The organism is Peptostreptococcus anaerobius 653-L (assembly GCF_000178095.1).
GTDB lineage: Bacteria > Bacillota > Clostridia > Peptostreptococcales > Peptostreptococcaceae > Peptostreptococcus > Peptostreptococcus anaerobius.
In genome coordinates, this window is the sequence record NZ_ADJN01000066.1 from 1 (window position 1) to 13,573 (window position 13,573).

12 protein-coding genes are annotated in these 13,573 nt (G+C 35.6%); all 12 read right to left on the bottom strand.

The window, feature by feature from the left end:
* Nucleotides 1-69: 69 nt before the first annotated feature.
* Nucleotides 70-1,353, bottom strand: coding sequence for a cell wall-binding repeat-containing protein (locus HMPREF0631_RS08835; RefSeq protein WP_002844575.1), 1,284 nt, complete (start codon nucleotides 1,351-1,353; stop codon nucleotides 70-72).
* A 14-nt stretch (nucleotides 1,354-1,367) separates the two neighbouring features.
* Nucleotides 1,368-2,735: a hypothetical protein gene (locus HMPREF0631_RS08840; RefSeq protein WP_002844572.1), complete on the bottom strand. Its 1,368-nt coding sequence runs from the start codon at nucleotides 2,733-2,735 to the stop codon at nucleotides 1,368-1,370.
* 253 nt (nucleotides 2,736-2,988) lie between these two features.
* Complete coding sequence (gene trmD, locus HMPREF0631_RS08845) at nucleotides 2,989-3,741, bottom strand: tRNA (guanosine(37)-N1)-methyltransferase TrmD (protein WP_242821671.1); 753 nt, start codon at nucleotides 3,739-3,741, stop codon at nucleotides 2,989-2,991.
* A 36-nt stretch (nucleotides 3,742-3,777) separates the two neighbouring features.
* Nucleotides 3,778-4,293 (bottom strand): ribosome maturation factor RimM, encoded by a 516-nt coding sequence (rimM, locus tag HMPREF0631_RS08850; protein WP_002844570.1) that lies wholly within the window; start codon nucleotides 4,291-4,293, stop codon nucleotides 3,778-3,780.
* 73 nt (nucleotides 4,294-4,366) lie between these two features.
* Nucleotides 4,367-4,600: a KH domain-containing protein gene (locus tag HMPREF0631_RS08855; protein WP_002844573.1), complete on the bottom strand. Its 234-nt coding sequence runs from the start codon at nucleotides 4,598-4,600 to the stop codon at nucleotides 4,367-4,369.
* A gap of 21 nt (nucleotides 4,601-4,621) precedes the next feature.
* Nucleotides 4,622-4,873, bottom strand: a complete 252-nt coding sequence (rpsP, locus tag HMPREF0631_RS08860; RefSeq protein WP_002844564.1) for a 30S ribosomal protein S16 — start codon at nucleotides 4,871-4,873, stop codon at nucleotides 4,622-4,624.
* Between the two features lie 175 nt (nucleotides 4,874-5,048).
* Nucleotides 5,049-6,407 carry a signal recognition particle protein gene (ffh, locus tag HMPREF0631_RS08865; protein WP_002844568.1) on the bottom strand — a complete coding sequence of 453 codons (1,359 nt, stop codon included), beginning with the start codon at nucleotides 6,405-6,407 and terminating at the stop codon, nucleotides 5,049-5,051.
* Entirely contained in the window at nucleotides 6,407-6,760 is a 354-nt protein-coding gene (ylxM, locus tag HMPREF0631_RS08870) for a YlxM family DNA-binding protein (RefSeq protein ID WP_002844569.1), read from the bottom strand. The genes ffh and ylxM overlap by 1 nt, the downstream gene beginning before the upstream one ends.
* Nucleotides 6,761-7,017: 257 nt before the next feature.
* Complete coding sequence (ftsY, locus tag HMPREF0631_RS08875) at nucleotides 7,018-8,112, bottom strand: signal recognition particle-docking protein FtsY (protein ID WP_002844563.1); 1,095 nt, start codon at nucleotides 8,110-8,112, stop codon at nucleotides 7,018-7,020.
* 8 nt (nucleotides 8,113-8,120) lie between these two features.
* On the bottom strand, nucleotides 8,121-11,669 hold the full coding sequence (gene smc, locus HMPREF0631_RS08880) for a chromosome segregation protein SMC (protein ID WP_002844567.1): 3,549 nt from the start codon (nucleotides 11,667-11,669) through the stop codon (nucleotides 8,121-8,123).
* 14 nt (nucleotides 11,670-11,683) lie between these two features.
* Nucleotides 11,684-12,826 carry an elongator complex protein 3 gene (locus HMPREF0631_RS08885; RefSeq protein WP_002844574.1) on the bottom strand — a complete coding sequence of 381 codons (1,143 nt, stop codon included), beginning with the start codon at nucleotides 12,824-12,826 and terminating at the stop codon, nucleotides 11,684-11,686.
* Nucleotides 12,826-13,536, bottom strand: coding sequence for a ribonuclease III (rnc, locus tag HMPREF0631_RS08890; RefSeq protein WP_002844566.1), 711 nt, complete (start codon nucleotides 13,534-13,536; stop codon nucleotides 12,826-12,828). The genes HMPREF0631_RS08885 and rnc overlap by 1 nt, the downstream gene beginning before the upstream one ends.
* Nucleotides 13,537-13,573: the final 37 nt, after the last annotated feature.

Here is a 13,573-nt window from a genome sequence, read left to right on the forward strand (position 1 = left end):
GGACTACGTAAAGTAATCCCCTTTTCTAATCCTGTTTTTTAAATTTTACATCTTATTCAAACTTTTATCTTACTTTATTATAAATGCTAAATGCCCCTTGTCCATATTGTCCTTTGCATAACCATTAATATTCGTCCTTTGTATCAATAATGGTTTCTTGTATTTTACGCTCATTGGTGCAGTGGCAATACCAATAATAGGGTCCTTATCAGTAATAGCAAGTCGCGATGTCGTTCCCTTGTATAAGTTATCTAGTATAACCTTAGAAGTATCAAACCTGTTTTTACCAGCCAACCTGGTATTAATTATACCTTTCTTTTCAAGTACTTTGACAACCTCTGGAGAAATAGTTAAAGCTCCTCCGACTAATAGACACTTATCACCTTTTTTCAATCGTTTGTCAATTTCAATCGGTAATTTATCGTACCTAGTCAACAACAGAGGTAGTTTTCTTTCGTATGAATACTGTGATATAGACGGAACATCATTGAAATTTTCTCCACTACATATTATGTATTCACCAGAAATCTTCATAGATCTTGCAATATTATTGGATGTTTCATACCTGTTTTTACCAGCATAATCACGAATTTTAAAACCTTTAACCGTCAGTTCATCTCTGACTTTAGATGAAATCACTTCATCACCTGAACATATGGCTATTTGCTCAACGTGTAAACGCTCTAATTCCTTTAAAAGATTTTCATCCAATTTGTCTTTAGCTGACAATAATATTGGTCCATCCACATCACCTGCCAAACCAGCCGCTGAAAGTGAATCTGCTATGCTATTTTCTCCAACGAGTACAGCTATCTTAGCCCTAGCAAAAGAAGCCTGTGATATCATAATCGCAGTATCTATTCTCGTTTTTTGTGATTCAAGCTGCCAAAAATTTCTACTAGTGTCTATACTTACACTTTCATCTTTATTAAGTATTTCCATTATAGGTTCAATCATACTTTCTTCGGTATAAAAAACATAGTATTCATTTTTATTGCTGTCTTTATTAAACTTTTCCAATACACCTATATTTTCCTTCTCATTTGCTAGCTTATAATAGAAACCTATAGAAAAACCTTGTCCCTCAATACAAAACTCTGGTAAACATTTCAACCTATCGTTTGATATTTTCTTTATTTTTATGTTTGAAATAAACTTAGATAGGCTTTCCCTTATCATATCATCACCTAGCACATATCTCTGTCCCTTATTGGGACCGTATTTTATGGTAGATGATGCATCAACCATTTTAGACATCTCGCTAGATAAGTCACTTTCTGCAAAAACAAGAGAACTACTCGTTAAAGTTAGCGTTGACACCATAGCTAGGGCTAGTGATTTTTTGTAATTCATTATAACACCTCCAATTAATTAGCATTACCATAGAATGTATTATTTCCAATAAAAACTGGTCTCGCATTTGTCGAAGCCCTCATTTCAGCGGCTTGAACAGCTTTCAAGATTGGTTTTTTACCATTTGCCTCATTCCAAAAGTATCTACAGAAATCATATGCCTCATTTACACCTACCCTTCTATCCCAACCTATAAATGCACCCGCTTTGCTACTGATATGAAACGTATTAGCCCAATTATTATTAGCACCTGTACTGCACGCATCCAAAAACGCGAATCTAAGACCTAAATTGGGATATCTCTTCTGTAAATAACTTGCTGTTATTTCATTCGTATCAGTAGAAAGTGCCTCTGTACTACCGTGACAATCTATGTAAAGCCCCCTAAATCCTGCAGTAGTTATAGAATTTATGATAGTATCTCCTATTTCTCCACTTGTAATATATTTAGGTAACATCACATACCCAAGTCTCCTTAAGCCATCCTCAGCTAATTGTGCTGACTGCTCTGCAAATCTAAAACCTTTGTACGCAATAGACTTGCCCTTAATAGTAGCTTTCGAATAATCTACTTCAACTACGCTTGAATCTTGTGGACTCAAAACTATTTTAGTTCCATCACTCAAAATTGTTATATATGCCAAAACAACCTCACCACTTGATTTTTTATAAGCACCCAAACTTGTCTCAACGTCATTTAAAGTATATGTAATTTTATCTTTTTCAGCATAATCGAGAGCAGCTTCTTGAGCAACGTGCATACTAACCATTGGTTCTTTATACTCAAGCTCTTCTTTATTTCTAAATAAAGTGACAATATTATCTGAGTTAGGATCATATATAAAAACGTAATTATCGTATTTGTTAACAACACCCCTACTCAAAACTTTATCGTATTTATAATATATAGTACCATTATAATAATTTTTCTTAATTGTATTAATATACCCCTTAGAAGTTATCATTTCATCCATACGATCTAAAACAGGGCTGATGACACTTCTGGTACGCACTTGAATACCTTGCTTGGGTGCACTATAATCCAGTGTATCACACCCCAATAATTCTCCATTTTCTGTAAGTGATATAAACGAATTTCCGTTGTATATAACCTTAAAATATTTTTCAGGAGATCCATCATTATTTTCAACCATAAATACTTTCTCTTCATCACCGTTAACTTTTATTCCCATAGAATTCAATGTTGCGTTAGCCTTATCGAGAATTTCATCACGTAAAACTCCATCTATATTTTTGAAATCCTCAGATAATGAAAACTGTGCCCTTTCATCATCACTTAAACGCTCTACCCCATATGCCTTTCCTAGAAGCAGAAAAGAAAACAACAATACTGTTACACATAAAATTAAATTTTTTTTCATAACCATTACCTCCTAAGCAAAATACTTATACTTAAAAAAGAACTGACTAAATACTTATCCTGTTACAGTAATAGTATCATACATTTTATAATAATACAAGTCATTATATTTAAAACCTTATTTGAAAATGATTATAAATAAAACAAGCTTATTTAAAACTGTATTGTATCCAATAACCTTTTTTTCTTTATATCCAACTGAATATATACTTTATTATATTATATATCTCACTTAACATTTCTGAACTTTCTCTTTAAATTTTATCCTTTTTATTAGTTTTTACATTTATTTCCTTGCAATACCTAGTCCACAGGTCTTTTCTTCTCTTCTTGGTCAACTTCTTAGATTCTTCCAATCTCCACTCATCTACCTTTTTATGGTTTCCAGAAATTACAACTTGTGGTACTTCCAATCCCATAAATTCCCTAGGTCTTGTGTACTGTGGATATTCCAATAAATTATGTTCAAATGTCTCATCTTCAAAGGACTCCTGTTTGTTAAGAACACCTGGTATCAATCTTGCAATAGAATCTATCATCACTAGCGCAGGAAGTTCTCCCCCCGTCAAAACATAGTCACCTATAGACACCTCGTCCGTCACAATCAAATCTATTATCCTTTGGTCTACTCCCTCGTAGTGGCCACATAAAAATGTTATACTCTCTTCACTAGCTAGTTCTTTTGCCATATTCTGATCAAAAGTCCTTCCCTTGGGAGATAGGTATATGAGTCTGCTTTTTTTGTTTGTATCAGAATTTAAACCTAACTCATCCATATCTTCCATTATCTTCTCATATGTGGAGTATATTGGCTGGGGAGTCATGACCATACCTGCACCTCCACCAAAGGGATAATCGTCAACTTTTTTATGCTTATTTTCTGAATAGTCCCTAATATTATAAGCCTTTATATCCAATATTTCTTTTTCAACGGCTCTTTTTATAATACTTTCACCAACATAAGAGTATATCATATCAGGGAATAGTGTCATAACATTTATTCTTATATCCCACACCTCTTTTCTTTTATTTACATAGCTTAATTAATCAAGTAGTCCTGGTATTGGCTTTACCTTGATTATCCTAGCTTCCTTATCTATTTTCGGCACTATTTCATATGTTGCCGGTATTAAAAACTCCTTGTCGCTTCCTTTTACAATGTATACATCATTTGCTGAATATTGAAGAACTTCTTTTAACTCACCTATATATTCTCCGTCTACTGTTTCAACCTTCATACCTATCATGTCTACAATCAACATTTCATCATCATCTAGTTCATAAGTATTTGACCTATCTACATACAAGTCTTTCTGTATAAAGGCCTGTACAGATTCTATGGTGTCATAACTTTTAATCTTTATAACTACCATGTCATTGCTGATTTTACTTGTTTTTTCTACCTGGTACTTTTTAGTTCTATCTTTTCCTATATAGAAGTAATCCAATTCTTTGAACCTATCTATATTATCTGTATATGAATATACCTTAAGATCACCCTTTAGACCTCTAGTTGTAACAAACTTGCCTATTCTAAAATATTCTATATCTTTACTCATAACTTTTCCTCATTAATTATATAATAACCTTTTATAACCTGTAATTGTAATTTAGAAAAAGGATTAGGTAACCCTAATCCTCGACAATTTCTAAACTTGCATTTACTTTCTTCTTGTTTGATACTGACTTTAGTACGGTTCTCATAGATTTAGCAATTCTACCTTTTTTGCCGATTACTTTTCCCATTTCTGAGTCTTCTACCTTCAGCTTTAAAAGTACATCCTTGCCATTCACTATTTCCTCAACTTCGACACTATCAGGGTTATCAACAAGAGCCTTTGCTATTCCTTCAATTAGCTCCTTCATAATATCAACTCCTAAAAAGGATTATTTAGATAGTGCTATTCCGTTTGCAGCGAAAAGCTTCTTAACAACTTCTGTTGGCTGTGCACCAGTTGCTAACCACTTTATAGCCTTTTCTTCGTCAATCTTAACCTGCTTTGGTTCAGTTAGTGGGTTGTAGTATCCTATTTCTTCTATGAATCTACCATTTCTTGGTGATCTAGCATCTGCTACTATTACTCTGTAAAAAGGTCTCTTATGTGTTCCCATTCTTCTTAATCTGATCTTTACTGCCATTGTTATTCCTCCAAATTTTATTAATTAATTATTATTTATTTTAGATATATTTCTCAATCATGCTATCTAGCCAAGAACTATATCAATTTAACTTATCCTTTATCTCATTCTTTTATTTTTAACCGAGATTTATATGCCTAGCCTCTAATATATACACTAGCCTACTAACAAGCACCTAAAATGGTAGCTTTGGTAGTTTTGGAAAACCACCTTTTTTCATCTTGCCCATCATATTGCCCGACTGGAACATCTTCATCATCTTCTTCATTTCGTTGAACTGCTTGATAAGTCTATTTACATCTGCTACTGTTGTAGCACTACCTCTTGCAATTCTCTTTTTTCTTGAAGCATTTAATATAGATGGGTTCCTACGTTCCTTTACTGTCATGGACTGGATTATAGCCTTTGTCTTTTTTAGCTCTTTCTTGCCCTTTTCCATATCTCCCATCTGGGCTTTCATTCCACCCATACCAGGAATCATATCCATGATTTTGTCTATTGATCCTATCTTCTGGATTTGTTCTAACTGGTTTAGGAAGTCTTCAAAATCCATTTCGTTCTTTCTCATTTTGGCTTCAAGCTCTTTGGCTTTTTCCATGTCTAGGCTTGACTGCGCCTTTTCAATAAGAGTAAGAACATCTCCCATTCCCAGTATCCTAGATGCCATCCTATCTGGATAGAATGGTTCTATATTGTCTAGTTTTTCTCCCATACCTACAAACTTGATTGGCTTCTTAGTTACAGCTCTAATAGATAGGGCCGCTCCACCTCTTGTGTCACCATCCATCTTTGTAAGTACAACACCATCAATTCCTAGGGCTGTATCAAAGCTCTCTGCTACGTTTACAGCATCCTGTCCTGTCATAGCATCTACAACCAATAGGATCTCTTGTGGTCTAGCCACAGACTTGATATCCTTCAATTCCTGCATCAAGACTTCATCAACATGGAGCCTACCAGCAGTATCTATGATTACCAAATCATTCTTGTTCTTGTTGGCGTGCTCTAGAGCAGCCTTTGCTATATCAACTGGAGATACCTTGTCTCCAAGTGTGAACACTTCTATGTCCAGCTTCTCGCCTACAACCTGCAACTGCTTGATAGCTGCTGGCCTGTATACGTCTCCTGCAACCAATAAAGGATTCTTACCCTGTCCCTTTAGGTAGCCTGCTAGCTTACCTGAAGTAGTAGTCTTACCAGCACCCTGTAGACCAACCATCATTATTACCGTTGGAGATTTACTTGAGAAACTGATCTTGGACTGGACATCACCCATCAGTGCTGTCAACTCTTCATTAACTATCTTAACAACCATCTGTCCTGGTGTAAGACTCTTCATTACATCTTCGCCAATACAACGCTCTTGGACTACCTTTATAAAGTCTTTGACAACCTTGAAGTTTACGTCTGCTTCAAGTAGGGCCATCTTGACCTCTCTCATTGCTAGCTTTACATCTTCTTCTGTAAGCTTGCCCTTAGATCTCAGCTTGCCAAATGCGTTTTGAAGCTTTTCTGATAGACCTTCAAATATCATTATATCAACTCCCTAATTTCGTCAATTAATACCATCAGCTGACCTCTGTCTCCAAGGCAATCATCACCTTTAGGTTCATTTTGTATGATATCAGCCAACTTATCTATTTTATCATCTATTTTACTTAATTTCTTTGCCATACCTAGCTTGTCTTCATAATCTCTAAGAGATTTTTCCGATCTTCTCAAACTGTCAAATATCGACTGCCTAGAAGTGCCAAGTATATTACTTATCTCACCTAGGGAATAATCCTCTTCATAATACATGGAAAGAATATCTCTTTGTTTTTCAGTTAGTAAAGGACCGTACTGGGCGTACAATATTTCTATTTCAACCATCTTCTGTATATCCATTAGTCCTCCTTCTGTAAAGGTCTTTCACTTTACACAAGTTATATGATACCCCATCAATAGATAAAAGTCAATACTTTTAAGCAAAAAGTGTAAAGTATTTAACATTGACACTTCTTGTTGAAAAGCCAATATCAAAAATATACTTTACACTTAATAAATATTCTTAGTAATTTCACTTAAACCTATGTTCTATACAAATAGTAATTTCACTTACACCTATGTTCTATACAAATAGTAATTTCACTTGAATTTACATCCTATCCAAATATAGCGTCTGTAAATGACTGGGCATCAAATACCTGTAGGTCTTCTGCCTTTTCACCTACACCTATTAGCTTGACCGGCACATCAACCTCAGACTTAACAGCTAATACTACTCCACCCTTGGCAGTACCGTCTAGCTTGGTAAGGACTATGCCTGTTATGTCTGCAACCTCTTTGAATGTCTTGGCCTGGCTGACAGCATTCTGACCAGTTGTAGCATCTACGACTAATAGTACTTCCTTTTTAGCCTCTGGATATTCCCTATCTATTATCTTAAATATCTTGCCTAGCTCGTTCATCAAATTGGCCTTGTTATGGAGTCTTCCTGCAGTGTCACATATAAGTAAGTCTACTTTTCTAGACTGTGATGCCTTTATAGCATCGAATATAACAGCTCCTGGATCTGCTCCTTCGTGGTGCTTTATTATGTCTACTCCAACCCTTGTAGCCCATATATCAAGCTGTTCAGTAGCAGCTGCCCTAAATGTATCAGCAGCAGCAAGCATTACCTTTTTGCCGTCTTTTTTATATTTTTGAGCTAGTTTGCCTATAGTTGTAGTCTTACCTACACCATTTACTCCTACCATGACTATGACTGCGGGACTAGGATCTATCTCTATCTTAGGATTGCCCTCTGTAAGTATGTTAGATATTATCTCCTTTAATAGGTCTCTTACTTCAAGTGGGTCTGTAACCCCCCTCTTTTTAATCATGACCCTCAACTGGTCTATGATATCCATAGTAGTTGTAAGCCCAACATCCGCAGTTATTAGGACTTCTTCAAGCTCTTCTAAAAGATCTTCGTCTATCTTTGTATAGGAATTTAGTATATCATCTACCCTGCCCATAATATTGGACTTAGTCTTGGATAACCCCTCCATAAGACGAGCAAAAAGTCCCTTTTTAACCTCTTCTTGCAGTTCTTCTTCTACTTCTAATTCTTCACTATTATCTCTTTGAGAACTTTGGTGGTCCTCCTTGACAATTTCTTCAAGTTCTTCTATCTTTTCTATGGCTTCTTTATGAATTTCTTCTTTTTCTATTTCTTCAAGCTCTTTGTCTTCAGACTTTTTCCAGAATTTAAACATATTACCTCCTATGACTCTATCATCTTTTCAGCTTCATTTAGCCTAATACTTATTACAGATGATACCCCTTTTTCCTGCATTGTAATACCATAAATATAGTCAGCAACCTCCATAGTCCCCCTCCTGTGTGTAACTGCAACAAACTGGGTACCTGAACTTAGGTCTTTTAAAAACGCTCCAAACCTATACACATTGACATCATCAAGTGGGGCCTCTATTTCATCAAGTATACAGAAAGGTGTCGGCTTTGATATCAGTATTGCAAATAGGATACAGATAGCTGTCATGGCCTTTTCTCCACCTGATAGTAGGGATAGGTTCTTCATCTTTTTGCCAGGAGGCTGGGCTGTAATCTCTATATCACAAGAAAGTACATTTTCATAATCACTGATCTTTAGGTCAGCATTTCCACCTTCAAATAGACTCTTATATACCTTTTTAAAGTTGTCATTTATTATTTTAAAGCTATCAAGAAATTCCTTCTTCATCTTTTCTACTAGATCATCAATAAGTCCGTTTAGGGATTCTATTGACTCTTCTAGGTCTATCTTCTGACTTGAGTAAAACTCATGACGTTCCTTTATCTCTTCGTACTCATCTATTGAGTCTAGGTTAACATTTCCTAGGTTTTTGATAGACTTTTTAAGTTTCTCTATCTTTGCAAGGTCTACTTCTAGTTCCTGGTCCCTGTAGTCCATAGCCTGAACATAGGTCAAGTCATACTTTTCATATAGATTTGTAAGTATGTTGTCACTTGCAACCCTAGCACGATCAAGTTTTGACTCATAGTTGAAGTTTTCTTCCCTATAATTGTTGTATGACCTATCCTTTTCCCTAGCAAGTCTTTTCTTTTCATCATATCCAATCCTAAGGTCGTCTTTTTCCAACCTTTTTTCAACCATGGTCTGGGACATTTCTTCCAAGTTAGCTTCCATTTGAACGAGCTCTTTTTCATACTTTTCTATCAGCTCGTCTAGGAAGTTTAGCTCATTTTCGTTTTCAGCTATGGAGTCTCCTAGTTTTTTCTGCCTGTCTTTGGATTCATCTATATCATTAGAGATTCTTGATATTTCTTCTATTAGGTTTTTAAAGGCTTCCTTTTCCCTTACTAGGTCTAGGTTCTTCTCGTTATATACCTTTACCACCTCACCAAATTCTAGGTTAGCCTTTTTGTGTTCAAGAACAAGGTCTTCTATATTTGATGTATTGTCCTTTGATTCAATGGATATGCTTTCAAGTGTATTTTGGCACTCATCATATATCTTTTTACTAGATTCAATAGAATCTCTTATTTTACTTGATTCTTCCTTGTATGATTCTATATTCTTTTTCTTATTAGACTTAGATTCAGTCAATATTTTCAACTCTGTTTCAAGACCTATCCTTGACCTATCTTTGCCTAATTTTGAATTTCTAAGGACTTCTATCTCTTTTTCTAAGTCCTCTATATACTCATGAGATTCTCTTATTGTATTTTCAAGGTTCAATTTGTCCTTTTCCTTAGACTTTATTTCTAAGTCTAGTTCATTTATTATCCTCTTCCTGGACAATATATTACTATTGACCTTTAGGGATCCACCTGTCAGAGCACCACCTGGATTTACTATATCCCCTTCAAGTGTGACTATCTTAAACCTATGTCCTGCTTCTCTAGCAAGGGCTACTGCCTTGTCTATATCCTCTACAAGAACAACCCTACCAAGTAGGTTTTCAACTAGGCTTGTATACTCTTTGCTGTACTTGATAAGGTCTGAGCATATACCTATGTAGTCTGTCTTATAGGCCCTATCAAATTTCAACTTATTTGACCTCATGACATTCATAGGCAAAAACGTAACCCTGCCTAAATTGTTTTTTTTAAGGTAGTTAATGGCTGTCTTTGCTGAGGCCTCATCTTCTACTACTACATTCTGTATTGCAGCACCAAGAGAAGCCTCTATGGCCTTTTCATATTTTTGAGGAACACTTACAAGTTCTCCAAAAGCACCTCTTATACCCTTGATATTCTTGTTTTTAAGGACCTCTTTTACACCCCTGTTAAATCCTTCGTGGTGGTTTTCCATATCTACATATGTGTTGTGCTTACTCCTTAAACTTGCTATTGAGTAATTTAGGTCCTGCTGGCTCTTGATCCTTGCCCTATAATCAGACTCTCTGTCTTTTAACTCTAAAGACTTTTCAGATATAGTCTTTGTTATCTTGTCTAGGTCTTTAGATAGGTCTTCAAGCTCTAGATTCTTTGAATCAATGTCCTTGTCATCTAGTCCTATTTCCTTGTTTAGGTCATCTATTTGGATGCCTATATCCTCAAGCCTAGCCTTCATATTATCAATATTAGCACCAACCCTTGCAAAATCCTGAGATATATTTTCTCTTTTTTCTAACAAGGATATTGATGTTGACTTGTTATCATTTATCTTATTATCAAGGTCTTCTAGCACCTTTTCTAGCCTGATTTTCTGATTGAAGATATCTTCCATAGATTCTTCTATAGACTCTATTTCATATGACTTTTCATCAGCCCTCTTGTGGACCTTGTCAAGCTCTATATTATCTACTTCTATTTTTTTATCAGCGAGCTTAATTTCATTTTTCTTTCTTTCAATCTCACCCTCTTGGAATTTGACCTTTTCCTTAGACACCTGAATTTCTGACTTCTTATATGAAATTTTTGTTTTCATATCTATGTTGTCTTCACCCATCTTGTCTAACAAGATTTCTAATTCGTCAATCTCCTTAGATAGAGAAACTAGGTCTTCTTCAAGGTCAAATTTTTCCTGACCCAAGATTTCCATCTCTTTTGATATCTCCTGGATCTTAGCTGTATATTGGCTAATTTCTTCTTCTAGTCCCTTGTTTTTGTTTATAAAGTCATTTATTTCAAGAATTTTTAATTCATCTCTTAGGACTATGTACTTTTTGGCCTTTACCTGCTGTCTCTCAAGAGGTTTCAACTGCTTGTCCACCTCTTCAAATATATCATTTATCCTTTCTAGATTTTCACTAGATTTTTTAAGGTTTCTCTCTGCTTCATTCTTTTTATATCTATACTTGGCTATACCGCAAGCCTCATCAAATATTTTTCTCCTATTGGCTGGGTTGTTGCTTAGTATATCTTCAACCTTACCCTGTTCTATAATAGAGTAGCCATCCTTGCCTATGCCTGTGTCCATCAGAATTTCCCTGATGTCCTTTAGTCTACATGATTTACCATTTATATAAAAATTAGACTCACCAGTCCTGTAGGCCTTTCTTTTGATGACCAATTCGTTTGAATCTATATCTATTTCACCATTAGAATTATCTAGGGTGATAGCAACTTCACAATAATTCATGGCCTTCTTGGAATCAGTACCTGAAAAGATCACGTCTTCCATTTTTTCACCACGAAGACTCTTGATACTCTGCTCACCTAGGACCCACCTAACAGCATCGGATATATTACTCTTACCACTGCCATTAGGACCTACTATTGCCGTAACACCCTTGTCAAAGAATATATCTGTTTTCATTGGAAAGGACTTAAATCCCTTCAACTCAAGCTTCTTTAAATACATTCTATCTCCTTTCACTAGCCCAACTGGTATAGTTTTGCTAGCCTCATATACAAATCTTTATAGGTAATCCTATCAACTAATTTACCATCTATCATCACTACTAATTCATCTACTAGGTTCTTGTCTGCCATAGTCTTAAACCTAGTCATATATTTAGTGTTTATATATTCTCTATTTGATCTCTTATCTCCTACTATCATGGATATGTCCCTAGGGTTAGCCTTGATAAGCAGGTCTTTTTTGTCTATTTTAACATAGCCATTTTCAAAACTCTTACAATTATCACCCTTACTAGGATCGTACCCCTCTTCTTCATATCTTCTAGATATGACATCATCTAAATAATCCCTGACCATCCTTGAACGAACCAGTTCTCTAAATGCTGGATGGTATGGCCCTGCCAGTACGTCTAGACCAAGCTGTATATCCTCAGTTGCCTGTAATCCTACCCTTATAACTCCAATATCATTTAGGTAGAATATCACCATCAATTTCTTGGTAATATCTATACATTCTTCTATAGTAAATGGTCTATACCTTCCTGATTTTAACTCTTCTTCAAGACCTGTCTCCTTGATAACCAAGGTAGGATAGATCCTGACAAAATCTGGCTTAATATCAACAAAGTCCCTAGCAGTGCTTATACACCTGTCCTTTGAATCTCCCGGAAGACCCAACATCATCTGTAGGCCTAGCTTAAAGCCTGCAAGCTTTATCATTTTGGCACTTGTAAATACCACATCCCTATGGTGGCCTCTGATACTCTTGACAAGCACATCCTCATTCATAGACTGGACACCCAACTCAATTATAGTGACACCATACTCTTTTAGTAGGTCAAGTTCCCTGTCATCTATACAGTCTGGACGTGTAGAAAGTCTTATGTCATCTACCTTGCCCATATCCTTGAAGTCTTTGGCAACTGACAACAATTTTCTTTGTATGTCAGTATCTATTGCTGTAAAGCTTCCACCAAAAAATGCTATCTCAACCTCAGCATCATCTGGTATAGTCTTTAGACTCTCGATAATTATATCCCTTGCATCCTCATCTGTCATAGAGGTAGACAGACCTGTTATCTTCTTCTGATTACAGAAGATACAGTCATGGGGACAACCTTGGTGGGGTACAAATATGGGTATTATTTTTTTCTTCATTATATATCTTCTCCCATATTTTCTAGGGCGTTTTTAGCAGCTTCTTTTTCTGCATCCTTCTTGTTCTTGCCTACACCAAATCCAAGTACCTTATTGCCTGACCTTACTTCCATCTCAAATACCTTGTCATGGTCAGGTCCCTTTTCCTGAACCAATCTATAAGAAATCCTTCCATTTTTGCTCTGGATTACTTCCTGTAATATAGTTTTATAGTCTCTGAAGATATTGCCATCAATAGTCTTTGCTATTACATCTCTTAGGTTATACATGATGAATTCTTTTGCCTTATCAAAACCACCATCTATATAAATTGCAGCTATAACAGCTTCAGTCGCATCTGCTAATATTGAATCTCTGTCGCTACCACCTGATTGTCTTTCTCCATTACCAAGTAATAAATACTCACCAAGGTTCAACTTTCTAGCTACAACACTAAGGGATTCTTCACAAACCACATTTGCCCTAAACTTCGTCAACTGACCTTCTGGCAAATCTGTTCTGACACTGAATAAATAATCACTCACAACTAAACCTAGTACAGAGTCACCCAAAAATTCAAGTCTTTCATTGTATTTGTATTCCTTGTGCTCGTTTGCAAAAGAAGAATGTGTAAGAGCTACCTGTATATTTTCCTTGTCATTGAAAATATAGCCTATCTTCTTTTCAAAAGAGCTGATTTTTTCTCTTATTTGACCCTTTAGGGACGCCATTTCTACCACTCCTTGTATATTTTATTTTATTTTGTAT

Excerpts from the sequence above, each read along its gene's own strand:
- HMPREF0631_RS08835 (WP_002844575.1), bottom strand. The coding sequence starts at position 1,353 with ATGAATTACAAAAAATCACTAGCCCTAGCTATGGTGTCAACGCTAACT.
- HMPREF0631_RS08840 (WP_002844572.1), bottom strand. The coding sequence starts at position 2,735 with ATGAAAAAAAATTTAATTTTATGTGTAACAGTATTGTTGTTTTCTTTT.
- rimM (WP_002844570.1), bottom strand. The coding sequence starts at position 4,293 with ATGAGTAAAGATATAGAATATTTTAGAATAGGCAAGTTTGTTACAACT.
- HMPREF0631_RS08855 (WP_002844573.1), bottom strand. The coding sequence starts at position 4,600 with ATGAAGGAGCTAATTGAAGGAATAGCAAAGGCTCTTGTTGATAACCCT.
- rpsP (WP_002844564.1), bottom strand. The coding sequence starts at position 4,873 with ATGGCAGTAAAGATCAGATTAAGAAGAATGGGAACACATAAGAGACCT.
- ffh (WP_002844568.1), bottom strand. The coding sequence starts at position 6,407 with ATGATATTTGAAGGTCTATCAGAAAAGCTTCAAAACGCATTTGGCAAG.
- ylxM (WP_002844569.1), bottom strand. The coding sequence starts at position 6,760 with ATGGATATACAGAAGATGGTTGAAATAGAAATATTGTACGCCCAGTAC.
- ftsY (WP_002844563.1), bottom strand. The coding sequence starts at position 8,112 with ATGTTTAAATTCTGGAAAAAGTCTGAAGACAAAGAGCTTGAAGAAATA.
- smc (WP_002844567.1), bottom strand. The coding sequence starts at position 11,669 with ATGTATTTAAAGAAGCTTGAGTTGAAGGGATTTAAGTCCTTTCCAATG.
- HMPREF0631_RS08885 (WP_002844574.1), bottom strand. The coding sequence starts at position 12,826 with ATGAAGAAAAAAATAATACCCATATTTGTACCCCACCAAGGTTGTCCC.
- rnc (WP_002844566.1), bottom strand. The coding sequence starts at position 13,536 with ATGGCGTCCCTAAAGGGTCAAATAAGAGAAAAAATCAGCTCTTTTGAA.